The organism is Bradyrhizobium sp. MI1.3 (genome assembly GCF_055811695.1).
Genome location: NZ_JBVVPQ010000027.1, coordinates 1 through 23,455, shown reverse-complemented (window position 1 = coordinate 23,455; position 23,455 = coordinate 1). Strand labels below are relative to the sequence as shown.

Here is a 23,455-nt window from a genome sequence, read left to right as displayed (position 1 = left end):
TAGTTGAAGGCTGCCTCTATCGGGCCATTTTTTTGCTGCGAACAGGCGGGCACATGCTATAAGCCCGCCGCCCGCGGCATCGCGGCCGGTCTTGATGCAAATTTACGCGGGCGTGGCGGAACTGGTAGACGCGCTGGATTTAGGTTCCAGTGACGAAAGTTGTGGGGGTTCGAGTCCCTCCGCCCGCACCAAGCGCTTTCAGCGTTTGCACGGATTACGCGATCTGCTCCCGCGCGGATGTTTGTCCGCCGGAAGCCGGTCCGATGAACCACCGGCGTTGAGGCGTTCGCCTCGCGCCGGATCGATTAATGACAGCGTCCCGACGCATGCGCGCCGGGACCGAACGAGAAGAAGATTGGACACCATGCAGGTCACAGAAACCCTCTCGGAAGGTTTGAAGCGCGAGTTCAAGATCAGCGTTCCCGCGTCTGATCTCGACGCCAAGGCCGGTGCCAAGCTCGTCGACCTCAAGGACAAGGTTCGCATCAACGGCTTCCGTCCCGGCAAGGTGCCGGTCACGCACCTCAAGAAGGTCTATGGCCGCTCGGTGATGGCCGAGACCATCGACCAGACCATTCGTGACACCAACACGCAGCTGTTCTCCGAGCGCGGCTTCCGCCTTGCGACCGAACCCAAGATCACCATGCCGACCGAGCAGGCCGAGGTCGAGGAGCTGCTCAACGGCAAAACCGACCTGACCTATACGGTTGCGATCGAGGTGGTGCCGTCGATCGCGCTCGCCGACTTCAAGACCTTCGAGGTCGAGAAGCCCGTCGCCGAAGTCACCGACGCCGACGTCGACGAGGCGATCAAGCGCATCGCCGATTCGAACCGCGGCTATGCCGCGAAGGGCGAGGGCGCCAAGGCCGAGTCGGGCGATCGCGTCACCGTCGCCTTCAAGGGCACCATCAACGGCGAGCCCTTCGAGGGCGGCGCCGGCGAGGGCATCCAGGTGGTGATCGGATCCAACACCTTCATCCCCGGCTTCGAAGAGCAGCTCATCGGGATCGGCGCGGGCGAGACCCGCACGCTGAAGGTGGCGTTCCCCAAGAACTACATGAACGATAAGCTCGCCGGCCAGCCGGCCGAGTTCGAGACCACCGCGACGCTGATCGAGGCGCCGCAGGATCTCGCGATCGACGACGAGTTCGCCAAGACGCTCGGCCTCGAATCGCTGGACAAGCTGAAGGAAGCGGCGCGCGAGCGGCTGGTCGCCGAGTTCGCGACCGCGACGCGCCAGCGCGTCAAGCGCGCGCTGCTCGACCGCCTCGACGAGGCCCATCGCTTCGAGGCTCCGCCCTCGCTGGTCGACGAAGAGTTCAATCTGATGTGGAACTCGGTGAAGGCCGAGATGGACTCCGCCGGCAAAACCTTCGCCGACGAGGACACCACTGAAGACGCCGCCAAGGAAGAGTACCGTAAGATCGCCGACCGCCGCGTGCGGCTGGGGCTCGTGCTCTCCGAGATCGGCGAGAAGAACAAGATCTCCGTGACCGACGACGAGGTCGGCCGCGCCGTGATCGAGCGGGCGCGCTCGATGCCGGGCCGCGAGAAGGAGGTCTGGGACTATTACCGCAGCAACGCCCAAGCGTTGGCCCAGCTTCGTGCACCGATCTATGAGGACAAGGTCGTCGACTTCATCCTCGAGCTTGCCAAGGTGACTGAGAAGAAGGTCTCGCGCGACGATCTCTACAAGGACGACGAGGCGGAAAAGACCGCCGCCTGAGGGCTCCAGAAGAGCCTTTAGGAGAGCCTTTGGGATAGCCTTGCATTAAGGATGATCAGCGAAGAGGTCGAGCTAGCCAGGTGGCCGGCTGGGCCTCTTTGTACGAATCAGCTTCAACTGCCTCACGGATTAAGCCTTAATTCGCTCCGCACTTGTCAGGCGCGAATTGGGCTATATCTGTCGCTACGCCTTCTGCTTCTACCAAGTTCTTCTACCAAGTTCCTGCATCACGGGACGTCCATCGGCCTTCCGGCAGATCCAGCCCCGACTGGCAGCCGGGCCTGGCGATGTCCGCCTCTTCAAAACCCTAGGTGACTCATGCGCGATCCGGTTGAAACCTACATGAACCTCGTGCCCATGGTGGTCGAGCAGACCAACCGTGGCGAGCGCGCCTACGACATTTTCTCGCGCCTTCTGAAAGAGCGCATCATCTTCCTGACCGGGCCGGTCGAGGACGGCATGTCGACGCTGATCGTCGCGCAGCTGTTGTTCCTTGAGGCGGAAAATCCGAAGAAGGAAATCTCGATGTACATCAACTCGCCGGGCGGCGTGGTGACGTCGGGCCTCGCGATCTACGACACCATGCAGTTCATTCGTCCGCCGGTCTCGACGCTGTGCACGGGCCAGGCCGCCTCGATGGGCTCGCTGCTGCTCTGCGCCGGCGAGAAGGACATGCGCTTCTCGCTGCCGAACGCGCGCATCATGGTGCATCAACCTTCCGGCGGCTTCCAGGGCCAGGCCACCGACATCATGCTGCACGCACAGGAAATCCTGAACCTGAAGAAGCGGCTCAACGAGATCTACGTGAAGCACACCGGCCAGACCTACAAGGCGATCGAGGACGCGCTGGAACGCGACAAGTTCCTTACTGCGAGCGACGCCAAGGAGTTCGGTTTGGTCGACAGGGTCATCGACAAGCGCGCCGAGGAAACCGCGGCGCCGAAGACTCCGTAGCACTACGGTGCCGGCAATCCCTCTGGGATCGCCGGCACCGTCAGGGAGCGTTCACGTTAAGGACACGTGCGCGCGTCGCAAAACGCAGTTTTGCGCCCTGCGACAGGCAGAAAGTTCCGCTTTCGTGCTTGTTTTTCGTGGCAATCCAGCAACGCCGGGGTGATTTCGATCACTTCGCCCGTGCCAAGACCGGAAATCACGGTATTGTCACGGGTAGCCGGCGCTCCCCGATTAGCGAATTCTTGATAGTCGGGTGACAGCATGGTTCGCTACGACTGATCGGCTATGATCGCGGAGAATCGAGTGACCGTGATTCGCACGGCATGCAACGCGTAGGGTCTTTTTTGGTACGGAATTTGCTCTATTTGAAGGACTGTACCGGCTGTCGTGCCGGAATAGGGCGATCGAGCGGACGGGATCGAACCGCGGACGGAGACATGAATGAGTAAGGTCGGCACGAGCGACTCCAAGAACACGCTGTATTGCTCGTTCTGCGGCAAGAGCCAGCACGAAGTTCGCAAACTGATCGCGGGTCCCACGGTCTTCATTTGCGACGAGTGCGTCGAGCTCTGCATGGACATCATTCGCGAGGAGAACAAATCCTCGCTGGTGAAGTCGCGCGACGGGATTCCGACGCCGAAGGAAATCTGCAAGGTGCTGGACGATTACGTAATCGGACAGAACCATGCGAAGAAGGTCCTCTCGGTCGCGGTGCACAATCACTACAAGCGCCTCAACCACCAGACCAAGCACAACGACGTCGAGCTTGCGAAGTCGAACATCCTGCTGATCGGTCCGACCGGTTCGGGCAAGACGCTGCTCGCGCAGACGCTCGCCCGCATCCTGGACGTGCCGTTCACGATGGCGGATGCGACGACGCTGACCGAAGCCGGCTATGTCGGCGAGGACGTCGAGAACATCATCCTGAAGCTGCTCCAGGCCGCCGACTACAATGTCGAGCGTGCCCAGCGCGGCATCGTCTATATCGACGAAATCGACAAGATCAGCCGCAAGTCCGACAATCCCTCGATCACGCGGGACGTGTCGGGTGAGGGCGTGCAGCAGGCACTGCTCAAGATCATGGAAGGCACGGTGGCTTCGGTCCCGCCGCAGGGCGGCCGCAAGCATCCGCAGCAGGAGTTCCTGCAGGTGGACACCACCAATATCCTGTTCATCTGCGGTGGTGCGTTCTCGGGCCTCGAAAAGATCATCTCGGCACGCGGACGGTCGACCTCGATCGGTTTCGCCGCCCAGGTGCTCGCGCCGGAAGACCGCCGCACCGGCGAAATCTTCCGTCACGTCGAGCCGGAGGATCTCCTGAAGTATGGCCTGATCCCGGAATTCGTCGGCCGTCTGCCCGTCGTGGCGACGCTGGAGGATCTGGACGAGGCTTCGCTCAAGAAGATCCTGGTCGAGCCGAAGAACGCGCTGGTGAAGCAGTACCAGCGGCTGTTCGAGATGGAGAACATCGAGCTGACCTTCGCCGACGAGGCGCTTGGCGCGGTGGCCCGCAGGGCGATCGAGCGCAAGACCGGTGCGCGCGGGCTGCGTTCGATCCTCGAGGCGATCCTGCTCGAGACCATGTTCGACCTGCCGGGCCTCGAAGGTGTGGAAGAAGTCGTGATTTCCCGCGAAGTCGTGGAAGGAACGGCGCGCCCGCTCTACATCTACGCCGATCGGTCCGATCGCGCCGTCGAGAACGCCAGCGCCTGATTTCGGCGCTGGAACGCTCCAATCGTCTCATCAAGCAAGGGGCTGCGGAAAATATCTCCGCAGCCGGTGTTGTGTCGCTTGTTCGCGTGCGTAAGCGCCTGATGGCGCGCGTCTTTCAATGACTTGACACCCCCCGGGTCGATAGCCACCTAATGTCGGCGGCGAGCAAAAATTCTCTTCAAGATTCGCCTCAGTTCCGATCCGGCAGGCCGGTCCAACCTCAGAAGGACCGACCGGTTTTGCGGATCACCTCGGCACCTTGTGGCGGTTGCGCATGAGCATGGCGGGCTGCGTGCAAGGGGGCAAAGCAAAAGGAAAAGGCCATGACCAATCCAAAACCCAGGCCAACCATCGTTCATGGCGAAACGCACGCCTATCCCGTGCTGCCGCTGCGCGACATCGTCGTCTTCCCGCACATGATCGTTCCGCTCTTCGTCGGCCGCGAGAAGTCGATCCGCGCGCTCGAAGAGGTGATGAAGAACGACGCGCTGATCATGCTCGCGACCCAGAAGAACGCGTCCGACGATGATCCGGCACCCGATTCCATTTACGAGACCGGTACGCTTGCCAGCGTGCTTCAGCTCTTGAAGCTTCCCGACGGCACCGTGAAGGTGCTGGTCGAAGGGCTCGAGCGTGCGCGCGTGCAGAAGTACACCGATCGTGCCGACTATTACGAAGCGACCGCGATTGCGCTCGCCGACACCGACGCGAAGTCGGTCGAGGCCGAGGCCATGGCGCGCTCGGTCGTGTCCGACTTCGAGAGCTATGTGAAGCTCAACAAGAAGATCTCGGCCGAGGTCGTCGGCGTCGTGCAGGCGATCACCGATTTCGCCAAGCTCGCCGACACCGTCGCCTCGCATCTCGCTGTCAAGATCGCGGATCGCCAGGGCATCCTGGAGACGCTGTCGGTCACGCAGCGCCTCGAGAAGGTGCTGGGCCTGATGGAGAGCGAGATCTCGGTGCTCCAGGTCGAGAAGCGCATCCGCTCGCGCGTCAAGCGCCAGATGGAGAAGACCCAGCGCGAGTACTATCTCAACGAGCAGATGAAGGCGATCCAGAAGGAACTCGGCGACGACGACGGTCGCGACGAGCTCGCCGATCTCGAAGAGAAGATCTCCAAGACCAAGCTCTCCAAGGAAGCGCGCGAGAAGGCGCAGCATGAATTGAAGAAGCTGCGCCAGATGTCGCCGATGTCCGCGGAAGCGACCGTCGTGCGCAACTATCTGGATTGGCTGCTGTCGATCCCGTGGAACAAGAAGTCCAAGGTGAAGAAGGATCTGGAGGCCGCGCAGGCGGTTCTGGATGCGGATCACTACGGGTTGGAGAAGGTCAAGGACCGCATCGTCGAGTATCTGGCCGTGCAGTCGCGCGCCAACAAGCTCACGGGCCCGATTCTGTGCCTCGTCGGTCCTCCCGGCGTCGGCAAGACCTCGCTCGGCAAGTCGATCGCGAAGGCGACGGGGCGCGAATTCGTGCGCGTCTCGCTCGGCGGCGTGCGCGACGAGGCCGAGATCCGCGGTCACCGCCGCACCTATATCGGCTCGATGCCCGGCAAGATCATTCAGTCGATGCGGAAGGCGAAGTCGTCCAATCCGCTGTTCCTGCTGGACGAGATCGACAAGATGGGCGCCGATTTCCGCGGCGATCCGTCCTCGGCGCTGCTCGAGGTTCTCGACCCCGAGCAGAACGCGACCTTCAACGACCACTATCTCGAGGTCGACTACGATCTGTCCAACGTGATGTTCATCACCACCGCGAATACGCTCAATATTCCGGGGCCGCTGATGGACCGCATGGAGATCATCCGGATCGCGGGCTACACCGAGAACGAGAAGGTCGAGATCGCGCGCAAGCACCTGATCCCGAATGCGGTGTCCAAGCACGGCCTGGATTCCAAGGAGTTCTCGATCGACGACGACGCGCTGCTGCTTCTGATCCGCCGCTACACCCGCGAAGCGGGCGTGCGCAATTTGGAGCGTGAGCTCTCCACACTCGCCCGCAAGGCGGTGAAGGAGCTGATGATCTCCAAAAAGAAGTCGGTCAAGGTCACCGAGAAGACTCTGGAAGAGCTGCTCGGCGTGCCGAAGTACCGCTACGGCGAGATCGAGAGTGAGCCGCAGGTCGGTATCGTCACCGGCCTTGCCTGGACCGATGTCGGCGGCGAGCTGCTGACAATCGAAGGCGTCATGATGCCCGGCAAGGGCAAGATGACGGTTACGGGCAATCTGCGTGACGTGATGAAGGAATCGATCTCGGCGGCGGCGTCCTATGTCCGCTCGCGCGCGATCGTCTACGGCATCGAGCCGCCGCTGTTCGACCGGCGCGACATCCACGTGCACGTGCCGGAAGGCGCGACGCCGAAGGACGGTCCGTCGGCGGGCGTGGCGATGGCCACCGCGATCATCTCGGTCATGACCGGCATCCCGGTCCGCCATGATGTTGCGATGACCGGCGAGATCACGCTGCGCGGCCGCGTGCTGCCGATCGGCGGCCTGAAGGAGAAGCTGCTGGCTGCTGCCCGCGGCGGCATCAAGACGGTGCTGATCCCCGAGGACAACGCCAAGGATCTCACGGAGATTTCCGATGCGATCAAGGGCGGCATGGAGATCATCCCGGTCTCGCGCCTCGACGACGTCGTCGCCAAGGCGCTGGTCAAGAAGCCGGTGCCGATCGTCTGGGAAGAGGACACCAAGGTGACGGTGAAGCCGGACGGCGACGAAGCCGCCGGCGGCCTGACCGCTCACTGAGATCACAGCTCGAAAAGATGATAAAACGGCGCCTTCGGGCGCCGTTTTTGTTGTGGGGCAGCGGATGACGACAATGCACATCGACGGGCAATGCCATTGCGGCGCGATCACCTTTGAAGCGGAGATCGATCCCGAGACGGTGTCGGTCTGCCATTGCCGGGACTGCCAGACCCTTACGGGATCGCCGTTCCGGGTGACGGCGATCTGCACCAAGGCGGACGTCAAGCTGACCGCCGGCACGCCCAGAATCTACGGCAAGCGCGGCGATAATGGCCGGATGCGCTTCCAGCATTTCTGTGGCGACTGCGGTTCCCCGCTATTCACGAGCGGCGAGGGCGATCAGGAGGACGATTGGGGCATCCGCTGGGGCAGCATTCGCCAGCGCGACAAATTGCGGCCCGTCAGGCAGATCTGGTGCCAGTCGGCGGCGGTGTGGATCGACGCGGTGCCACTGCTGCCGGGACGGCCGGGAGATTGAGGGCCGGCTGGTGGGCGGTCACGGATTCGAACCGCGGACCCTCTCGGTGTAAACGAGATGCTCTAACCAGCTGAGCTAACCGCCCCACGGCGCCTCTTTAGCGCCCCCTCGGGTGTTGGAGCAAGAGGCGGCCGCACCGCAAACCGTGCTCATTTGAACCGCTTGATGACCTTCCGGCGTGGTATCACGACCGACAAAACGACAGAGGCCCCAATGGAACAGCCGAGCGGACACGAGCAGAACGCCGACCAGATCGCCTACTGGAATGGCCCCAGCGGGCAGCGCTGGGCCGATCGCCATGCGGCGCAGGAGAGCCTGCTCGGCCCCATTGCCGACGTGCTGATCGCCCGCGCCAGGCCGAAGCCGGGCGAGCGCGTCCTCGATGTCGGTTGCGGCTCCGGCGCGACGACGTTCGCGTTCGCGAAAGCGGTGACCCCGAATGGTTTCGCGCTTGGGCTCGACGTCTCCGAGCCGATGCTGTCGCAGGCGCGTGCGTTTGCGCCAAAGGGCTTGCCGCTCGATTTCGTGCTGGCGGATGCGACGGTGCATGCATTCGAGCCGGCGAGCTTTGACCTACTGGCCTCGCGGTTCGGCGTGATGTTCTTCGCCGATCCCATCGCATCTTTCACCAACCTCCGCCGTGCGCTGAAGCCGACGGGGCGATTGGCGTTTGCCTGCTGGCGCGAGCCGAAGGAAAATCCGTGGATGATGGCGCCGCTGATGGCGGTCTACAAACACGTGCCCAAGATGCCGCCGGTCGGGCCGGAAGAGCCGGGCCCGTTCGCCTTTGCCTCCGAGGAGCGCGTGACGCGCATCCTGACAGGCGCGGGCTTCGTCGACGTCGCGATGGAGCCGCACAATCTCGCGATGGATGTCGCGATCGGCGGCGGGCTCGATGCCGCGGTCGAGGGCTCGCTCCAGATCGGCCCCGCCAGCCGCGCGCTGCAGGGCCATCCTCCGGAGACATATGCCGCGGCAAAAGCCTCGATCCGCGAGATGCTCGCGCCGTTCCTGAAGGGACAGAGCGTCGCGCTCCAGGGCGCGATCTGGATCGTGACGGCGAAGGCGGCGTAGGCGCGCCTCTCTCCACCGTCATTGCGAGGAGCTCTTGCGACGAAGCAATCCAGATGTGTCCGCGGAGGCAGTCTGGATTGCTTCGCTGCGCTCGCAATGACGAGTGGTGGGCTGGCGAATCCTACACCACATCATCCGGCGCCAGGGCGCAGCCATTGTCGGGATGAGTCTCGACCTGAAGGGTGGTGTGGCCGATCCGGTGGGAGCGCTTCAGCATCCGCGCCGTCTCCATCAGGAACGCATCGCCGGCGCCGCTGGGCATGACGAGGTGGCAGGTCAGAGCCGTCTCGGTGGTCGAGATCGGCCAGACGTGAAGATCGTGGATCGCGGACACACCGGGACGTGCCAGCAGGAACACCCTGATCGCGGCGATGTCGGTGCCCCTGGGCGCAGCCGCCATCGACATGTCGATCGAGCCGCGGAGCAGGCTGGTGGTGCTCCAGAGGATGGTGGCGCAGATGACGAGGCTGGTGACGGGATCGAGCCAGAGCCAGCCGGTCCAGATGATCAGCGCCGCCGAGATGACGACGCCGAGCGAGACCGCGGCGTCGGCCGCCATATGCAGGTAGGCGCCTTCGATGTTGATATCGTCCTTGCGTCCGCGCGCGAACAGCATGGCGGTGAAACCGTTGATGAGGATGCCGATGCCGGCGACCACCATCACGGTGACGCCGGCGACAGGCTCCGGCTCACGCAGGCGTAAAAACGCTTCCCAGCCGATCGCGCCGGTTGCGACCAGCAGGAACACCGCGTTCGCCAGCGCTGCCAGAATCGTGGAGGCACGCAGGCCATAGGTGAAGCGGCCGCTGGGCGCGCGCCGCGCCGCGATCGACGCGCACCAGGCCACGACCAGGCCGAGCACGTCGGAAAGATTATGGCCGGCATCTGCAAGCAGGGCGGTGGAGTTGCCGATATAGCCGTAGACGGCCTCGGCCACGACCAGCGCGGTGTTGAGCGAGATGCCGATCGCGAACGCCTTGCCGAAACTGGCGGGCGCATGGACATGGGCGTGGCCACCATGATCGTGATCATGGCCGTGGCTGTGATCATGGTGATGATGACCGTGATGGTCGTGGTTGCCCACCTCTAGCGCTCCCCGGACGCTGCCAAATCAGGCGCCATTGTAAGCGTTTCGGCAGCCCCGTCACGGCGGAACAGCACGTAGAGCGCCGGCAGCACCAGCAGTGTCAGCACGGTCGAGGAGATGATGCCGCCGATCACCACGGTCGCAAGTGGCCGCTGCACCTCGGCCCCGGCCCCGGTGGCAAGGGCCATCGGCACGAAGCCGAGCGACGCCACCAGCGCCGTCATCAGCACCGGACGCAGGCGTGTCAGCGCGCCCTCGCGCACCGCGTCAACAACGGGGTGCCCCTCGCTGCGCAGCCGCTCGATGAAGGCGATGATGACGAGGCCGTTGAGCACGGCCACGCCCGACAGCGCGATGAAACCGACGCCAGCGCTGATGGATAGGGGAATGCCGCGCAGCAGCAGCGCCATGACGCCGCCGGTCAGTGCCAGCGGCACGCCGGAGAAAACGAGCGCCGCATCCGCCGCCGATCCCATGCCCATGAACAGCAGCAAAAACACCAGCAGCAGCGCCACCGGCACCACCAGCGTAAGCCGCTTGGTGGCGGAGACCAATTGCTCGAACTGTCCGCCCCAGCCGATCCAGTAGCCCGGCGGCAGTTTGACCTTCTCCGCGACGGCCGCCTCGGCCTCGGTGACGAAGGAGCCGAGGTCGCGCGCGCGGACATTGGCGGTGACGACGATGCGCCGCTTGCCGTTCTCGCGGCTGATCTGGTTCGGGCCGGGCGTCGCATCGACGGTTGCGACCGACGACAGCGGCACATAGCGCATCTGGGCGAGGGGGGAGCCGGGCAGTGCCGTCCGGATCGGCGCACCGATTGTTGCTTCCTCACCGGGCGGCAGAGGGATCGGGATCGCCCTGATGGCTTCGAGATTGCCGCGCAGATGTTCCGGCAGGCGCACGACGATGTCGAAGCGGCGGTCGCCCTCGAACAGCTTGCCGGCGGACTTGCCGCCGACCGCGATCTCGACGATGCCCTGCACCTCGCTGATGCTGAGCCCGTACCGGGCGAGTGCCTGGCGGTCGAGACGAACCGTGAGGATCGGCAGGCCCGAGACCTGCTCGATCTTGACGTCGCTGGCGCCGCGAATACGGCGGATCGCGGCCTCCACCTGTTTTGCCGCGCCTTGCAGGATGTCGAGGTCGTCGCCGAAGATCTTGACGCCGACGTCGCTGCGCACGCCGGAGATCAGCTCGTTGACACGGAATTGGATCGGCTGGGAGATTTCATAGGCGCTGCCGGGGATGTCGTCGGCGGCACGGTCGATGGCCTCGATCACCTCGGCTTTGGGCCTGCCGGGGTCGGGCCATTCGGCGCGCGGCTTCAGCATGATGTAGCCGTCGGTCTGTGCCGGCGACATCGGGTCGGTCGCGATCTCCGCGGTGCCGATGCGGGTGAAGAACTCCTTCACCTCCGGAATCTGCTTGATGCGTTTTTCCAGCGCCTTTTGCAGGTCCAGCGACTGGGTCAGGCTGGTTCCGGGAATCCGGATCGAGGCCAGTGCGACGTCGCCTTCGTCCAGGCTCGGAATGAACTCACCGCCCATGCGCGCCGCGGCAACGCAGCTTGCGACCACGATGATGGCGGCCATGATTGCGACGCTGAGGCGATGGTCGATCGCCAGCCGGAGCAGGGGGAGATAGGCGCGCTTCGCCAGCCGCATGAACAGGTTTTCGTGTTCCGACACCTTGCCGGTGACGAAGATGGCAACCGCGGCCGGCACGAAGGTGATGGAGAACAGCACCGCGGCGCCCAGCGCCATCAGCACCGTCAGCGCCATCGGGGTGAACATCTTGCCTTCGACGCCGGTCAGCGTCAGCACCGGCAGGTAGACCACCGCGATGATCAGCGTACCGAACAGGCTCGGCTTGATCACCTCGCTCGACCCGCGCCGGATCGCACGCAGCCGTTCGGAGGTCGTGAGCAGGCCGCCTTTCTCGCGCTGAGCCTCGGCCAGCATGCGCAGGCAGTTCTCCACGATGATCACGGCGCCGTCGACGATGATGCCGAAATCGATCGCGCCCAGACTCATCAGGTTCGCACTGACCCTGGTCTCGACCATGCCGGTGACCGTCATGGCCATTGACAGCGGAATGACGCAGGCCACTACCAGCGCTGCGCGGATGTTGCCGAGGATCAGGAACAGCACGGCCACGACCAGGGCCGCGCCTTCCACCAAATTGTTCTCGACGGTGCGGATGGTGGCTTCGACCAGATCAGTGCGGTCGTAGACGGTCCGCGTCACGACGCCGTCGGGCAGCGATTTGGCGATCTCCTCGAGCCGGGCCGCGACACGGCGCGCCACGGTGCGGCTGTTTTCGCCGATCAACAGCATGGCGGTGCCGAGCACGGTTTCCTCGCCATCGCGCGTTGCGGCCCCCGTGCGCAAATCGCGGCCTTCGGTGACGGTCGCGATGTCCCTGATCCTGACGGGATTGCCGCCGCGCGAGCCGATGACGATGTCCCTGATTTCGCCGACATTGCCGACCTGGCCCGGCGAGCGAACCAGATATTGCTCGCCGTTGCGCTCGATATAACCGGCGCCGACGTTGGCATTATTTGCGGCGAGCGCCGTCATGACGTCGCGGAAGCCAAGCCGGTAGGCCATCAGCTTGCCGGGATCGGGGAGCACGTGGAATTGCCGCTCGAAGCCGCCGATGGTGTTGACCTCGATCACCCCCGGCACGTTGCGAAGCTGCGGCTTGATGATCCAGTCCTGCACGGTGCGCAAATCGGTCAGCGAATAGTCGTGGCCGCCTTGCGTCTTCGCGCCCGCCTTGGCCTCGACGGTGTACATGAAGATTTCGCCGAGCCCGGTCGAGACCGGTCCCATCGCGACCTCGACGCCGGCCGGAAGCTGGTCCTTTACCTGCTGAATCCGTTCGCCGACGAGCTGGCGGGCAAAATAGATGTCGGTGCCGTCCTTGAAGACGACCGTCACCTGGCTCAGGCCGTAGCGCGAGAGCGAGCGGGTGTAGTCGAGCTTGGGCAGCCCGCCCATCGCGGTCTCGACGGGGAAGGTGATGCGCTGCTCGGTTTCCAGCGGCGAATAGCCGGGGGCACGGGTGTTGATCTGGACCTGGACGTTGGTGATGTCAGGAACGGCGTCGATCGGCAGGCGCTGGAAATTCCAGGCGCCGAAAGCGACGACGCCGAATGCGAGCAAGAGGACCAGCCAGCGCTGCTGCAGCGAGACCGCGATGAGGCGCTCAATCATGCTCGGCCTCGCCCTTGCCCATCTCCGCCTTCACGACGAAGCTGTTTTCCGCGACGTAATGCTCGCCGGCCGATAGTCCGGCCCTGATCTCGACATGGCGGGAATCGGAATCGCCAAGCTCCACGGGGCGCGCCTCGATCTTGTCGCCGTCCTCGCGGACGAACACGATGGTCCTATTCTCCAGCGTCTGGATCGCGCTTTTGCGCACGGCGACCGCGACGTCGCGCGCGGCGAGGATCAGCCGTGCAGTGACGAACAGGCCGGGACGCAAGCGCCCGTCGGGATTTGGCAGCACCACGCGCGCCAGCGCGGTCTGGGTCTCGCTCGAGCCGATCGGGGCCATGTAGGAGATGGTGCCCTTGATCTCGCCGCGGCCGTCGTCGGGATCGATCAGCACCTCGTCGTTGAGGCGAACGCGCCGCAGATCCTGCCGGTAGATCGACAGGTCGACCCAGATGGTCGAGAGATCGGCGACGACGAAAGCCGGCTTCTGCTCGGAGGCGTATTCGCCGAGCGAGATCTGCCGCTCGATGATGGTGCCGGCAAGCGGCGCCTTGAGCTCGTAGACGGTGAGGCTCTGGTTGCTCTCGATTGCGGCGAGCAGATCGTCTTTGCCGACCCTATCGCCGATGCGCTTCTGGATCGATTTGGCGACGCCGGGAAAGCGCGGCGTCACCTGCACCACGGCTTCCTGGTTGGCGCGCAGGATGCCGTTGAAGGCGAGCGTGTCGGTCAGCGTGACGCTCGCGGCTTCCGCCAACGTTACGCCGGCGGCTGCGAGCTTGATGTCGGAGATGCGGATCCGGTCGGCGCCGTGCTCGTCCTGCTCGACATGGTCGTTCGGCTTCTCCGGCTTCTTGTCTGCGGCGTGTTCGGCATGCTCGACCCTGGCCGGGCCGAGCAGGGAATAGCCGTAAGCGCCAAGTGCGGTGCCAAGCGCGGCGGCAACGAATGCGACGAGGATGGTGGAGGACGTCTTCATCGTGCGCTCTCCCGCGCCAGCGTGAAGGGGTTGCCGACGAGGCCTTCGATGGTCGCCACCCCCGCGTGGAAATTCTGCAGCGCCTCCTGCTCGCGCAGCCGCGCCTGGGTGACGCTGGCCTGCGCATCGAGCACTTCGAGCAGACTGAAACGGCCCTGGCCGTAGCCTTGAGCAATGGCGTCAGACGCTTCGGTGGCCTTGGGAATGGCGCTCTCGCGCAGCACCGCAAGCTCGCGCAGCGAGCCCTGGAGCGAGTCGTAGGCGCGGCCGGCGACCACGATCAGCGTGTTGCGGTTGGCCTCGCGCTCGGCCTTGGTCTTGGCAAGGCTCTCCTGCGCCGAGAGGATATTGCCCTGGTTCTGGTCGAACACGGGGATCGGCACCGAGACGGTGAGGCGCGCCGCGTCGTCATTGGTCTCGTTGAAATGGCGCCAGCCGGCGGCGATCCGCACGTCGGGGTAGGGCCGCAGCCGCGCCAGCAACAGCTCGGCATTGCGCTGGGCATAGATCGCGGTCCAGCGCACCAGCTGCGGATTGGCATCGATCGCGGCGACGACGGACTGGAATGTCGGCGGCCGTCCCATCGTGTCGAGCCGTCCGGAGACCTCGCCGAATTTCGGTGCCGCGTCGCCCATCAGTACCGCCAGCTCGCGCCGGGCGCTGGCCAGCGTCGCCTTGAAGCGCTCGCGGTCGGCCCTCACCAGGGCGGATGCCACTTCCGCACGGCCGGTCTCGGCCGGCGAGGAGGCGCCGGCCTCGACGCGGCGGCGCAAGAGCGGCGTCAGCCGATCGATGGCGGTGATCTGCTCGTCGAGGATCTGGATGCGCCGCTGCGCGCCGAGTACGCCAAGGAAGGCAATCGCGGTCTCCGACAGCACCTCCAGCCTGACGGCCTTGCGCTGGATCGCGGCCACCTCGATGCCGGCGACACCCGCCGCAATCCGCGCGTCGCGTTTGCCGAACAGCTCGAAGGCCTGGCTGATCTGAAGCGTGGTCTCCGCCGATCGCGTGCCGCGATAGATGCCGGACCCGAACGAATTGTCCTGTTCGTAGCTCAGCTCCGGATTGAGGAGCGCACCGGCCTGGATGCGCTGGCCCGTGGCGATGCCGACATCGCGCTCCGCCGCGGTCAGTCGCGGGCTCGTGGCCAGCGCGCGCGAGAGTGCGCTCCGCATCGTCAGAGTCTGGGCGTGAGACGGCGCAAGCGCCAATCCGACAATCAGACACGCTACCGCGCACGCCAGGCGCGCGGCCATTCCCCTGTAAAACATGAAACCGACCTGTGAAGGATGAACCTCATGGGCGCGGAGCGCCCGACCCATTCATTCAGGTCATATGTTTGGGAGGCGGGGAGTCGGTGTCGGGAACAATTCCGGCGAGCCGGGGTGCGCGTTGTGGGCGCGATACGGACACGAGCCCGATCGATGCGGCCGGTGGCGCCGGCTGCGCCACCGTCACCGAGAAGCAGCCATGGCAATGATGTCCGCCGATGGCCTTGTGGTCGTTGTGATCTGCGGAGCCGTCAAGGACCGCGCTGATCTCCGAGCCGCCACCGGGCGTGGTGACGTCGATGTCGTGCAGGCCATGCAGCGCTCCCGCGAGCAGGTAGACAACCGCGATCAGCACAGACAGCAGCCCGCGCCAGTTGCGCGGCCGGCATGATCCTGAGGGCTGGCGGTTCGCGAGCACGATTTCACTCTGGTTGCGGTCTGCGTCCGGCCTAGCATGGGGGCGGGAACAGTGTCGACCCGCAACATTGTTACGTCCCTGGAACAATTGCCGCAGCGGTCGCGAAGACGGCAGCTCTTCTCATTGGCGCGTGATCAAGCTGAGCTGAGCATCGGCTGACGCTCCGCCTGCCACGTTCGGCACATCGCCGGCTTCGACCGTGACGACGGCGCGACAGCCGGCTTCCATGGCGCGTTCCAGCCATTTGATGGCTTCGTCGATCCACTGGTCGTGGTGCTCGGGATCGGCGATTGCCTTTTCCCGGAATGCATCTGCCTGATGAAGGCACGCGGTTCTGCGATCCACGCGGCTCTCCCAATCCAGAGGTTCCGCCCCGATCGCATCCTTGATGATCGGAGAGCCGGCGTCGTTAACATAGGACAGGAACCGCCGCCCAAAAACAAAGCCCCAGCCGGGACCGACCGGCTGGGGCTTTCGTGCTCACAAACTTCATCCTTGGGACTTGGACAAATAATCCGCATCGCGCCGGTTCGTTCCCGCAGGCTCGGTCCAATTTGGAACCTTCCTTATTCGTTGTGATTAGCGACGAGGAGACATTGAGGAGGACGGACCATGGACGGATTGATTTATCTCATCGGCTTGATCGTCGTGATCATGGCGATCCTGTCGTTCTTCGGCCTGCGTTGAGAGGGCGGTGATGACGATGGAAACTCTCATACGGGAAGACATCATGGAAGGCGGCGGCGTCGCTGCCGATGACCGGCGCACCATCCAGTGGAGCTCGGTCATCGCAGGCGCTTTGGCTGCCGGCGCAATGTCGTTCATCCTGGTCGGCTTTGGAGTCGCCGTCGGCCTGGGCGTCAGTTCAGCCTCGCCGACATGGCGCGATGCATCGGCGGCGCTTGCGCTGCTGTCCGGCTTCTATTTGATCATCCAGGCGATTATCAGCTTCGGCTTTGGCGGCTATGTCGCCGGCCGTACAGCAAGACCAGCGCCGGCGATTGCGACGATCGAAGACGATGGCGAACGACGGGATGGCGTGCATGGGCTGATGTCCTGGGCGCTTGCCGTGCTGCTTGGTGCCGCTCTGCTCGCGATGCTCGGCGCAGCAGCGATTGACCGCTCGCCGATGCGCAGTTCGGCCAGCAATACCTCCGCCGCCGAGCCCTTGTTGAGTTACGAGCTGGATAAGCTGTTTCGCGTAGCGCGGCGGCCCCCCAACACCGACCTCAGGGAACCTCGTGCCGAAGCAGGACGCATCCTGATGACGTCATCGAGCCACAGCGGCGTCAGCACCGATGATCGGGCCTACCTCGTGCAGCAGGTGGCCGCGCTGACGGGACTCGCGGCACCCGACTCGGAACGACGGGTCGACGCCGTGATCGCGGATTCAAGGACGGCGATCAATCGGGCGCGGCGTAACTCCATCATCGTCGCCTTCTCCGTTGCGGCAGCAACCCTGATCGGCGCTGCGGTGGCCTGGGCTGCGGCGGTGGCCGGCGGTCGCCATCGCGACGGCGAGCCGCTGCCGAACTGGATGGCAAGCTCGAACCGCTTCCATCGCAATCCGCGCGCGATGCCGGTGCCGTAAGCGGATCGGGCGTTGTTGCTGTCTACCTGTCGGTCCCGGCGCGCCGGCGGATAAACTCGGCAATGAGAGTTGTGATTTCCGCCGGGCGCTCCAGGTTAGGGAGATGTGCCACGCCCGGCATTTCGTGGCTCTCTGCGTCTGGGACTGACGCGACGACTTGGCGACAGCGTTCCTGGACGTAGGGGAAATCCAGGTCGCCCCATACAACCAGGGTTGGTACCGCGATTTCATGAAGCCGGTGGAAGAAGGGGCGAATGTCGACCTCCGATCCGAATGGCGGGCACCGGAGCGCTATGCCGGTCATATCAAGGAGCAAATCGCGAGCGGCACCGACTACGCGGCCTTCGGGCGCCAGCGGTCCATCAAGCCAGAGGCGCGCCTTCATGGCGTTCAACCGACCGAGATCGCCGGATGCCTCGGCCTGCCTCGATTGGATTATCAGCGTCTCGATGTCAGGGGTGTAGACCGGATCGGCTGCGCCTGCGACATTCGGCGCGATCAGAACGAGGGCCCGAACACGCGACGGATGCCGGAGGGCGGCGTCGAGCGCGATGCGGCCGCCGAGGGAGCAGCCAACGAGGATTGCGGGCTGGTCGTCTGCGGTAGCCTCCAGCACCGCGACCAGGTCTGCGAGTGCGGAAAAGTCCTCCGGCTCGGCGCGAGTTTCGCCGAACCCCCGTCGATCATACGCGACCGTCTTGTGAGTGGCGCTCATTCCATTCAATTGGGCGCGCCACATGCGACGGTCGCACACGTTGGCATGAAGAAAGACCGTCGCAGTGCCGCTGCCTGCAACCTCGGTTGCAAGCCTGGCGCGACCAGACACAATGTGTTGCATCGATTGCATGTCCAAGACCGACGACGGGTCGCGCCCAACCGATAGCCGGGAGCGATCCCGGCCATGGTGCTTTGACGAGAGGCGCTAGGCCTTCTCCTCCCAGATCATGGCGAGGTGGACGATCGTCTGCACCGCCTTCTCCATGTCCTGCCGGCTGACCCATTCGAGCCGGGAGTGAAATGCGTGCTCGCCGGCGAAGATGTTGGGGCAGGGCAGGCCCATGAAGGAGAGGCGGGAGCCGTCGGTGCCGCCGCGGATCGCGGTGCGCATCGGGCGCAGGCCGGCGCGGCGGATCGCTTCGATGGCGTATTCGAGAATGTGCGGGTGGCGATCGATCACCTGCTTCATATTGCGGTACTGCTCCCGCACTTCGAATGTGTAGGTCGAGCGCGGAAAATCCTTCATCACGTCCTTGACGATGTTCTCGAGCAGGATCTCCTTTTCCTTCAGCCCTTCCTCGGTGAAGTCGCGCACGATGAAGGAGAGCGTCGCCTGCTCCAGCGCACCCTCGATGCCGATCGGATGCAGAAAGCCCTGCTTGCCTGATGTCGTCTCGGGCGAGCAGCCTTCCCGGGGCAGGCGCTCGACGATGGCGGCGGCGATCTTGATGGCATGCTCCATCTTGCCCTTGGCGTAGCCGGGGTGGGCACTGACGCCGTTGATGGTGATGGTGGCACCGTCCGCCGAAAAGGTCTCGTCCTCGACGCTGCCCGCACTCTCGCCGTCCATGGTGTAGCCGAACTCGGCGCCCAGCTTCTTGATGTCGACATTGTCGACGCCGCGGCCGATCTCCTCGTCAGGCGTGAACAGGATCTTGATGGTGCCGTGCTTCACTTGCGGGTTGTTGATGAAGAAATGCGCGGCATCCATGATCTCGGCGACGCCGGCCTTGTTGTCGGCGCCGAGCAGCGTGGTGCCGTCGGTGGTGATGATGTCGTTGCCGATCTGGTTCTTCAGCGCCGGATGCTCGGCGAAGCGGATCACCTGGCTGGTGTCGCCTGGGAGGGTGATATCGCCGCCGCGATAGTTCTTCACCATTTGCGGTTTGACGTCCTTGCCGGTGACGTCGGGCGAGGTGTCCATGTGCGAGCAGAAGCAGATCACCGGCACCTTCTTGGGTGTGTTGCCCGGGATCGTTCCGTAGACGTAGCCGTAATCGTCGAGATGAGCGTCCTCGACGCCCATTTCCCTGAGCTCGGCGGCGAGCACACGGCCGAGATCCTTCTGTTTCTCCGTCGAGGGCGAGCTCGGGGATTCCGGATCGGACTGGGTGTCGATGGCGACGTAGCGCAGGAAGCGCTCGGTCACGGTGTGCGAAAAGGTGAGGGAGGACATTTCTGGTCAAACCGCCGGGTGAGGGGAGAGAGGCGGTATACCAGAAAACTGGGCCGCGTTGCGGCCGGACGACGCTGATCAGGCTTAACGAAACGTGAGTGGTCAGATCGCCTCTTTCAGCTCCTTGACCGGGCGGAAGGCGACCTTTTTGCTGGCCTTGATGTGGATGGGCTCGCCCGTGGCGGGATTGCGACCGGTGCGGGCGGCGCGCTTGCGGACCTGGAGGATGCCGAGCCCGACGATGCGGACGCGGTCGCCCTTCTTCAGATGCTTGGTGATCAGGTCGACCATATCGGTCAGAACGGCCTCGGCGCGCTTCTTCGACAGGTCCTGGCTCTCCGCAATGTCGGCGGCGAGGTGCTTGAGCGTGATGGTGGCGGGCGCGGCTGCCTTCTTCGCCGAATCCTTCTTGGCCGAGTCTTTCTTAGCCATGTCTGGCCTCCTCGATTCCTGCCGGTGGTCGGGATGACGGCCCCCAAACCCCGCAAGTTCCCGGAGGGGTAGACGATTCGGGGCTGGACTGACACGTCAGGCCCGCGGGCGAGGGTCACGTTCGTGCGCGCTCTCAGCGGAAAACCGATCGTTCCGGCTGTGGATGCAACATCCTTGACTTCAACAGGTCCGGCCTTTAAGTCCCCCCTCGTTCCGCAGACATTTGCGTGTCACGCGGGAGTAGCTCAGTTGGTTAGAGCGCCGGCCTGTCACGCCGGAGGTCGCGGGTTCGAGCCCCGTCTCTCGCGCCATTTTTGGCAATCCTTTCATACCCTTACCTTCAAATCCTGATCTCGCTTCGATCCCGGGTCCGGCGCGCCCCGACTTCCGCGTGCTTTTTGGTCTTTGACCCACGCAAAATCTCTCGCCCGCGCCACGGCCGTCAGGCGCCGGATTGATCGCGCCGTCGATCGCATGGTACCGCTCAATCCGGGATTGTTCGGATCGATTTGATGCAGGCAGCCGATTTCAGCGCGACGTTGCAGAATTTGTTCGCGAAGGGCGTGCGCTACGGCACCGTCATCGATCTGGGCTGCGCCGATGGGCACTTCGTGCTCAACCATCAGTCGTGCCTCGGCGGTGCGGTGCCACTGAACGTCGATGCTAACAGGATCTACGAGGACTCCCTCAAGGCGATCAAGGAGGTGCTTGGCGGGCACTATCGCATTTGCGCCATCACCGACCACGAGGGCGAGATCGAGATCACGGAATCGGTGCATCCCTACTGGTCATCGCTGCGCCCCGCCGGCGACGTCTACTGGTCGCGGGTCAACGACCTCTCCACCAGCAAGGTGAAAGTGCCGGCGACGACGCTTGATGCGCTGGTCGAGGAGCTGTCGCTCAAGCCGCCGTTCCTGCTCAAGCTCGATGTGCAGGGCGCGGAACAGGCCGCACTGAAGGGCGCGCGGTACGTGCTCGAGAATTGCAGCGTTGTCGTCTGCGAGACTGACGTTGACGACTTCCAGGACATCAACGCGATGCTGCTGGACGCAGGTTTCTTCCTCTACGATTTGACGACGCTGCAGCGCCTGCGCGACGGAACGCTCGGCTGGTTCTACCCGGTCTATGTCAGCGGCAAGCTCGCCCATCTGAAGCCGCAGGCGTTCTGGGACGCCGGCGACAATGCTGCCGTGATCGGCGTGCAGGAGACGCGCCGCAAGATGATCCTGGAGCAGAACAGGAAGGCCCTCAACCGGCTGCGTTATGGGCAGAGCGGTGTCGGCCGCAATGATCCCTGTCCCTGCGGTTCAGGCGACAAATTCAAGCACTGCTGCGGCAGCTATTGACCCGATCCATATCGGAGCATCACCCCATCGCCTGAATCAAAGAGGCCGCCCGAAGGCGGCCGTTCGGTATCAAACCGGACCTTTTTGATCCTCAGCGGATCTCCGACGTCCCGGCGCTGGTCACCACGACCGGCTTGCCGGCCTTGATCACGTGGGCGGATTGGGCGGTCTGGCTGTAATCGGCATTGGTGCGGGCTGCGATCCCGAAGCCGGCCACCGTGATGCCGGCCACCAGCGCCACCACCACGATCTTCAGGTGGGTCGCACGATCAGCAGAGTGAATGGAGTGGTTCATCTGAGCCTCCCGACGGGCTTTGCCGCCGTCTATGGCTCTTCTTGTAAGGACCGTCTGTTTCCGGATGGTTTCGCGGGTTCCGCAAAATGGTTTCATGAATACGCCCGGTTGGTTTCGCCGGGCTTGCGGTCTGCACCGGCCTCAGACGGCCGCCCGGCCGATATCGTCCCGGATCGAGCGCGCCGCCCAGACGAACAGGAGCGCCCCCAGCGTGGTCGTGACCGCCGCCGAAAGCAGGGAATAGCGCACGGCCTCGGCGCCGTAAGCGCCCTTCAGGGCATCGTTGACCACGCCTACCGCGAGCGGCCCGACGCCCTGGCCGAAGCAGGTGGCGGTGAGCGCGATCAGGGCGGAGGCCAGCGCCCGCATGCTCGGCTTGGCCACCGTCTGCGCGATCGCGAAGATCGGCCCGAGATGGAAGCCGACCAGGAACGAGGTCAGCGCCAGCGTGGCCACCATCATCGCAAAGTCCTGCGTCAGCATGCACAGCGCAAACGCCGGGCCGGCAAGGCCCGAGGTGATGGCGGGGGCCCACAGCTTCCAGCGGTCGTCGCGGCGGCTGATCTGCGCCACCACGAAGCCGCCGAGCAGGGTGCCCGCCATGCCGGCGAGCCCCTTGAAGGTGCCGGCATAGGTGCCGATCTCGGCGCTCGACAGATGGTGCACGCGCGCCAGAAACGGCGGGATCCAGGCCGCGGTCGCGTAGTTCGTGTATGTGGTGAGACAGAAGCCGATCAGCACGATGATGAAGCTCTGTTGCGAAGCCAGAAAGCGCAGGGTCGGCCCGAGCGGCTCAGGCACGAAATTCTCCTGCATGGCGCCGCGCTTCGGCTCGGAGATCGTCAGCCACAGGATCAAGGCGAGCAGGATGCCGGGCAGGCCCGCGACGTAGAACGCCATCCGCCAGCCACAGTGCTGGTTGACGTAGCCGCCGACGAAATAGCCGAGGAAGACGCCGAGATAGGTGCCGACGGCGTAGATGCCGAGAGCGCGCGGACGCTCATTCTTGGCGAAGAGGTCGGCGACGATGGATTGCGAGGCGGGCGAGCCCGCGGATTCGCCGATGCCGACGCCGATCCTCGCCAGCGCCAGCGAAGTGACGCTCGAAGCGGCGCCGCACAACGCCGTCATCGCACTCCAGAACGCGAACGCAGCGGCGACGATGTTGCGCCGGTTGAGCCGGTCGGCGACGCGCGCGATGGGAATGCCGAGCAGGGAATAGAACAGGGCGAAGCCGAAGCCCGCGAGCAGGCCCATCATGGTGTCGCTGAGCTGGAACTCCTTCTTGATCGGCTCGATCAGGACGTTGAAGATCGTGCGGTCGAGGAAGTTCAGCGCGTAGATGATGGTGAGCAGGCCTAGCACGTAATAGCGCCGCGCCGAGGGCTTTGCCGCGGCGGCCGTTTGCACCGACATCTGTGACGTCACATCGACCATCGCTTCCCCCAATTTGTCGTTGTTCTCGTTGTCGGTCCAGCCCTGATTGGAGCTGGCATGTCAGCCTTCGCGGATGTAATTCCCCGCTTCGAATTCGACCGGAGGCGCGTTCACATCGAATGAGATTCCGATCGGATTGCGGCCTGCTTCCATCGCTTCGAGCTGCTCGCTCAGCATGCGCCGGATCATGAGGATGCCGCGGTCGCTCTGGCCGAAATGCTCCTCGGAATGGATGGTCTGCGGTCCCTGGCCGACCTGGGCTTCGTAATCGCCCGGAAATTGCTGGTGCTCTTCCTCGGTCATGTCCCACCAGAATTTGCCGTTGAACTTCGAACGCATGCGGCCGATGTCGCCGGCGCTCCTGACTCGGCCTGCGACGTAGATGCGGAACGAGGTGTCGTGGGTAGGCCGCCGGCCCCCCCAAGACAAGCCCCGGGGGCAAAACCCCCCCCCCGGGGTGGGGCCCCCCCCCCACGGGGGGGGCCCCCCCCCCGGGGCGCGGGTAAAAAAACC

Annotated in this window: 19 protein-coding genes, 3 tRNA genes and 1 pseudogene; 10 read left to right on the top strand and 13 right to left on the bottom strand. The window is 64.3% G+C overall.

Annotated features, from left to right (window positions below):
* Positions 1 to 106: 106 nt before the first annotated feature.
* The 6 genes from AC0L3A_RS20600 to AC0L3A_RS20575 all read left to right on the top strand — a co-directional run bounded on the left by AC0L3A_RS20600 (position 107) and on the right by AC0L3A_RS20575 (position 7,618).
* Positions 107 to 191: transfer RNA gene (locus AC0L3A_RS20600), tRNA-Leu, on the top strand.
* Positions 192 to 364: 173 nt separating this feature from the next.
* A complete protein-coding gene (gene tig, locus AC0L3A_RS20595) occupies positions 365 to 1,726 on the top strand; it encodes a trigger factor (protein WP_219682229.1) in 1,362 nt (453 codons plus the stop codon).
* A gap of 318 nt (positions 1,727 to 2,044) precedes the next feature.
* The gene (locus AC0L3A_RS20590; protein WP_007603501.1) at positions 2,045 to 2,680 is read left to right on the top strand and encodes an ATP-dependent Clp protease proteolytic subunit; all 636 of its coding nucleotides are present in this window, start codon (positions 2,045 to 2,047) and stop codon (positions 2,678 to 2,680) included.
* 441 nt (positions 2,681 to 3,121) lie between these two features.
* Positions 3,122 to 4,393: an ATP-dependent Clp protease ATP-binding subunit ClpX gene (gene clpX, locus AC0L3A_RS20585; protein ID WP_007603503.1), complete on the top strand. Its 1,272-nt coding sequence runs from the start codon at positions 3,122 to 3,124 to the stop codon at positions 4,391 to 4,393.
* A 323-nt stretch (positions 4,394 to 4,716) separates the two neighbouring features.
* On the top strand, positions 4,717 to 7,140 hold the full coding sequence (lon, locus tag AC0L3A_RS20580) for an endopeptidase La (RefSeq protein WP_007603504.1): 2,424 nt from the start codon (positions 4,717 to 4,719) through the stop codon (positions 7,138 to 7,140).
* 73 nt (positions 7,141 to 7,213) lie between these two features.
* On the top strand, positions 7,214 to 7,618 hold the full coding sequence (locus tag AC0L3A_RS20575; RefSeq protein WP_219682260.1) for a GFA family protein: 405 nt from the start codon (positions 7,214 to 7,216) through the stop codon (positions 7,616 to 7,618).
* A gap of 8 nt (positions 7,619 to 7,626) precedes the next feature.
* Here the strand turns inward: AC0L3A_RS20575 and AC0L3A_RS20570 are convergent.
* Positions 7,627 to 7,703: transfer RNA gene (locus AC0L3A_RS20570), tRNA-Val, on the bottom strand.
* 128 nt (positions 7,704 to 7,831) lie between these two features.
* Here AC0L3A_RS20570 and AC0L3A_RS20565 point away from each other — a divergent pair.
* The gene (locus AC0L3A_RS20565) at positions 7,832 to 8,692 is read left to right on the top strand and encodes a class I SAM-dependent methyltransferase (protein ID WP_354128709.1); all 861 of its coding nucleotides are present in this window, start codon (positions 7,832 to 7,834) and stop codon (positions 8,690 to 8,692) included.
* A 121-nt stretch (positions 8,693 to 8,813) separates the two neighbouring features.
* Here AC0L3A_RS20565 and AC0L3A_RS20560 read toward each other — a convergent pair whose 3' ends face one another.
* The 6 genes from AC0L3A_RS20560 to AC0L3A_RS20535 all read right to left on the bottom strand — a co-directional run bounded on the left by AC0L3A_RS20560 (position 8,814) and on the right by AC0L3A_RS20535 (position 16,013).
* A complete protein-coding gene (locus tag AC0L3A_RS20560; protein WP_354128708.1) occupies positions 8,814 to 9,776 on the bottom strand; it encodes a cation diffusion facilitator family transporter in 963 nt (320 codons plus the stop codon).
* Positions 9,777 to 9,778: 2 nt separating this feature from the next.
* Entirely contained in the window at positions 9,779 to 12,997 is a 3,219-nt protein-coding gene (locus AC0L3A_RS20555) for an efflux RND transporter permease subunit (protein WP_473255085.1), read from the bottom strand.
* A complete protein-coding gene (ihpB, locus tag AC0L3A_RS20550; RefSeq protein ID WP_473255084.1) occupies positions 12,990 to 13,979 on the bottom strand; it encodes a divalent metal ion exporter adaptor subunit IhpB in 990 nt (329 codons plus the stop codon). Before ihpB ends, AC0L3A_RS20555 begins: the two co-directional genes overlap by 8 nt.
* The gene (gene ihpA, locus AC0L3A_RS20545) at positions 13,976 to 15,250 is read right to left on the bottom strand and encodes a divalent metal ion exporter subunit IhpA (protein WP_473255083.1); all 1,275 of its coding nucleotides are present in this window, start codon (positions 15,248 to 15,250) and stop codon (positions 13,976 to 13,978) included. The genes ihpB and ihpA overlap by 4 nt, the downstream gene beginning before the upstream one ends.
* A gap of 55 nt (positions 15,251 to 15,305) precedes the next feature.
* Positions 15,306 to 15,668 carry a hypothetical protein gene (locus tag AC0L3A_RS20540; RefSeq protein WP_219682222.1) on the bottom strand — a complete coding sequence of 121 codons (363 nt, stop codon included), beginning with the start codon at positions 15,666 to 15,668 and terminating at the stop codon, positions 15,306 to 15,308.
* A gap of 120 nt (positions 15,669 to 15,788) precedes the next feature.
* Positions 15,789 to 16,013, bottom strand: coding sequence for a protein-tyrosine phosphatase family protein (locus AC0L3A_RS20535; protein ID WP_219682221.1), 225 nt, complete (start codon positions 16,011 to 16,013; stop codon positions 15,789 to 15,791).
* 352 nt (positions 16,014 to 16,365) lie between these two features.
* On the opposite strand from AC0L3A_RS20535, the gene AC0L3A_RS20530 reads away from it, so the two are divergent.
* Positions 16,366 to 17,259 carry a hypothetical protein gene (locus tag AC0L3A_RS20530; protein WP_007603523.1) on the top strand — a complete coding sequence of 298 codons (894 nt, stop codon included), beginning with the start codon at positions 16,366 to 16,368 and terminating at the stop codon, positions 17,257 to 17,259.
* Positions 17,260 to 17,281: 22 nt separating this feature from the next.
* On the opposite strand, the gene AC0L3A_RS20525 is transcribed toward AC0L3A_RS20530, so the two are convergent.
* From AC0L3A_RS20525 to AC0L3A_RS20515, 3 genes are all read right to left on the bottom strand, one after another.
* Positions 17,282 to 18,097: an alpha/beta fold hydrolase gene (locus AC0L3A_RS20525; protein ID WP_473255082.1), complete on the bottom strand. Its 816-nt coding sequence runs from the start codon at positions 18,095 to 18,097 to the stop codon at positions 17,282 to 17,284.
* An 84-nt stretch (positions 18,098 to 18,181) separates the two neighbouring features.
* The gene (pepT, locus tag AC0L3A_RS20520; protein WP_473255081.1) at positions 18,182 to 19,432 is read right to left on the bottom strand and encodes a peptidase T; all 1,251 of its coding nucleotides are present in this window, start codon (positions 19,430 to 19,432) and stop codon (positions 18,182 to 18,184) included.
* 102 nt (positions 19,433 to 19,534) lie between these two features.
* On the bottom strand, positions 19,535 to 19,864 hold the full coding sequence (locus AC0L3A_RS20515; RefSeq protein ID WP_007603525.1) for an HU family DNA-binding protein: 330 nt from the start codon (positions 19,862 to 19,864) through the stop codon (positions 19,535 to 19,537).
* A gap of 234 nt (positions 19,865 to 20,098) precedes the next feature.
* Here AC0L3A_RS20515 and AC0L3A_RS20510 point away from each other — a divergent pair.
* Both AC0L3A_RS20510 and AC0L3A_RS20505 read left to right on the top strand, forming a co-directional pair.
* Positions 20,099 to 20,175: transfer RNA gene (locus tag AC0L3A_RS20510), tRNA-Asp, on the top strand.
* Between the two features lie 201 nt (positions 20,176 to 20,376).
* Positions 20,377 to 21,210 (top strand): FkbM family methyltransferase, encoded by an 834-nt coding sequence (locus tag AC0L3A_RS20505; RefSeq protein ID WP_219682218.1) that lies wholly within the window; start codon positions 20,377 to 20,379, stop codon positions 21,208 to 21,210.
* Positions 21,211 to 21,301: 91 nt separating this feature from the next.
* Here AC0L3A_RS20505 and AC0L3A_RS20500 read toward each other — a convergent pair whose 3' ends face one another.
* The 3 genes and pseudogenes from AC0L3A_RS20500 to AC0L3A_RS20490 form a co-directional block, all read right to left on the bottom strand.
* Positions 21,302 to 21,505: a hypothetical protein gene (locus AC0L3A_RS20500; RefSeq protein ID WP_026232877.1), complete on the bottom strand. Its 204-nt coding sequence runs from the start codon at positions 21,503 to 21,505 to the stop codon at positions 21,302 to 21,304.
* A 141-nt stretch (positions 21,506 to 21,646) separates the two neighbouring features.
* A complete protein-coding gene (locus tag AC0L3A_RS20495; protein ID WP_473255080.1) occupies positions 21,647 to 22,942 on the bottom strand; it encodes a spinster family MFS transporter in 1,296 nt (431 codons plus the stop codon).
* Positions 22,943 to 23,002: 60 nt separating this feature from the next.
* A pseudogene (locus tag AC0L3A_RS20490) lies at positions 23,003 to 23,344 on the bottom strand (SRPBCC family protein); the annotation flags it as partial.
* Positions 23,345 to 23,455 lie beyond the last annotated feature (111 nt).

What these genes read in the sequence shown, in the direction of transcription:
- AC0L3A_RS20495 (WP_473255080.1), bottom strand. Translation starts at nt 22,942, where the DNA reads ATGGTCGATGTGACGTCACAGATGTCGGTGCAAACGGCCGCCGCGGCA.
- AC0L3A_RS20555 (WP_473255085.1), bottom strand. Translation starts at nt 12,997, where the DNA reads ATGATTGAGCGCCTCATCGCGGTCTCGCTGCAGCAGCGCTGGCTGGTC.
- AC0L3A_RS20575 (WP_219682260.1), top strand. Translation starts at nt 7,214, where the DNA reads ATGCACATCGACGGGCAATGCCATTGCGGCGCGATCACCTTTGAAGCG.
- AC0L3A_RS20525 (WP_473255082.1), bottom strand. Translation starts at nt 18,097, where the DNA reads ATGCAACACATTGTGTCTGGTCGCGCCAGGCTTGCAACCGAGGTTGCA.
- clpX (WP_007603503.1), top strand. Translation starts at nt 3,122, where the DNA reads ATGAGTAAGGTCGGCACGAGCGACTCCAAGAACACGCTGTATTGCTCG.
- AC0L3A_RS20500 (WP_026232877.1), bottom strand. Translation starts at nt 21,505, where the DNA reads ATGAACCACTCCATTCACTCTGCTGATCGTGCGACCCACCTGAAGATC.
- ihpA (WP_473255083.1), bottom strand. Translation starts at nt 15,250, where the DNA reads ATGTTTTACAGGGGAATGGCCGCGCGCCTGGCGTGCGCGGTAGCGTGT.
- tig (WP_219682229.1), top strand. Translation starts at nt 365, where the DNA reads ATGCAGGTCACAGAAACCCTCTCGGAAGGTTTGAAGCGCGAGTTCAAG.
- lon (WP_007603504.1), top strand. Translation starts at nt 4,717, where the DNA reads ATGACCAATCCAAAACCCAGGCCAACCATCGTTCATGGCGAAACGCAC.
- AC0L3A_RS20590 (WP_007603501.1), top strand. Translation starts at nt 2,045, where the DNA reads ATGCGCGATCCGGTTGAAACCTACATGAACCTCGTGCCCATGGTGGTC.
- AC0L3A_RS20505 (WP_219682218.1), top strand. Translation starts at nt 20,377, where the DNA reads ATGCAGGCAGCCGATTTCAGCGCGACGTTGCAGAATTTGTTCGCGAAG.
- ihpB (WP_473255084.1), bottom strand. Translation starts at nt 13,979, where the DNA reads ATGAAGACGTCCTCCACCATCCTCGTCGCATTCGTTGCCGCCGCGCTT.
- pepT (WP_473255081.1), bottom strand. Translation starts at nt 19,432, where the DNA reads ATGTCCTCCCTCACCTTTTCGCACACCGTGACCGAGCGCTTCCTGCGC.
- AC0L3A_RS20530 (WP_007603523.1), top strand. Translation starts at nt 16,366, where the DNA reads ATGACGATGGAAACTCTCATACGGGAAGACATCATGGAAGGCGGCGGC.
- AC0L3A_RS20515 (WP_007603525.1), bottom strand. Translation starts at nt 19,864, where the DNA reads ATGGCTAAGAAAGACTCGGCCAAGAAGGATTCGGCGAAGAAGGCAGCC.
- AC0L3A_RS20565 (WP_354128709.1), top strand. Translation starts at nt 7,832, where the DNA reads ATGGAACAGCCGAGCGGACACGAGCAGAACGCCGACCAGATCGCCTAC.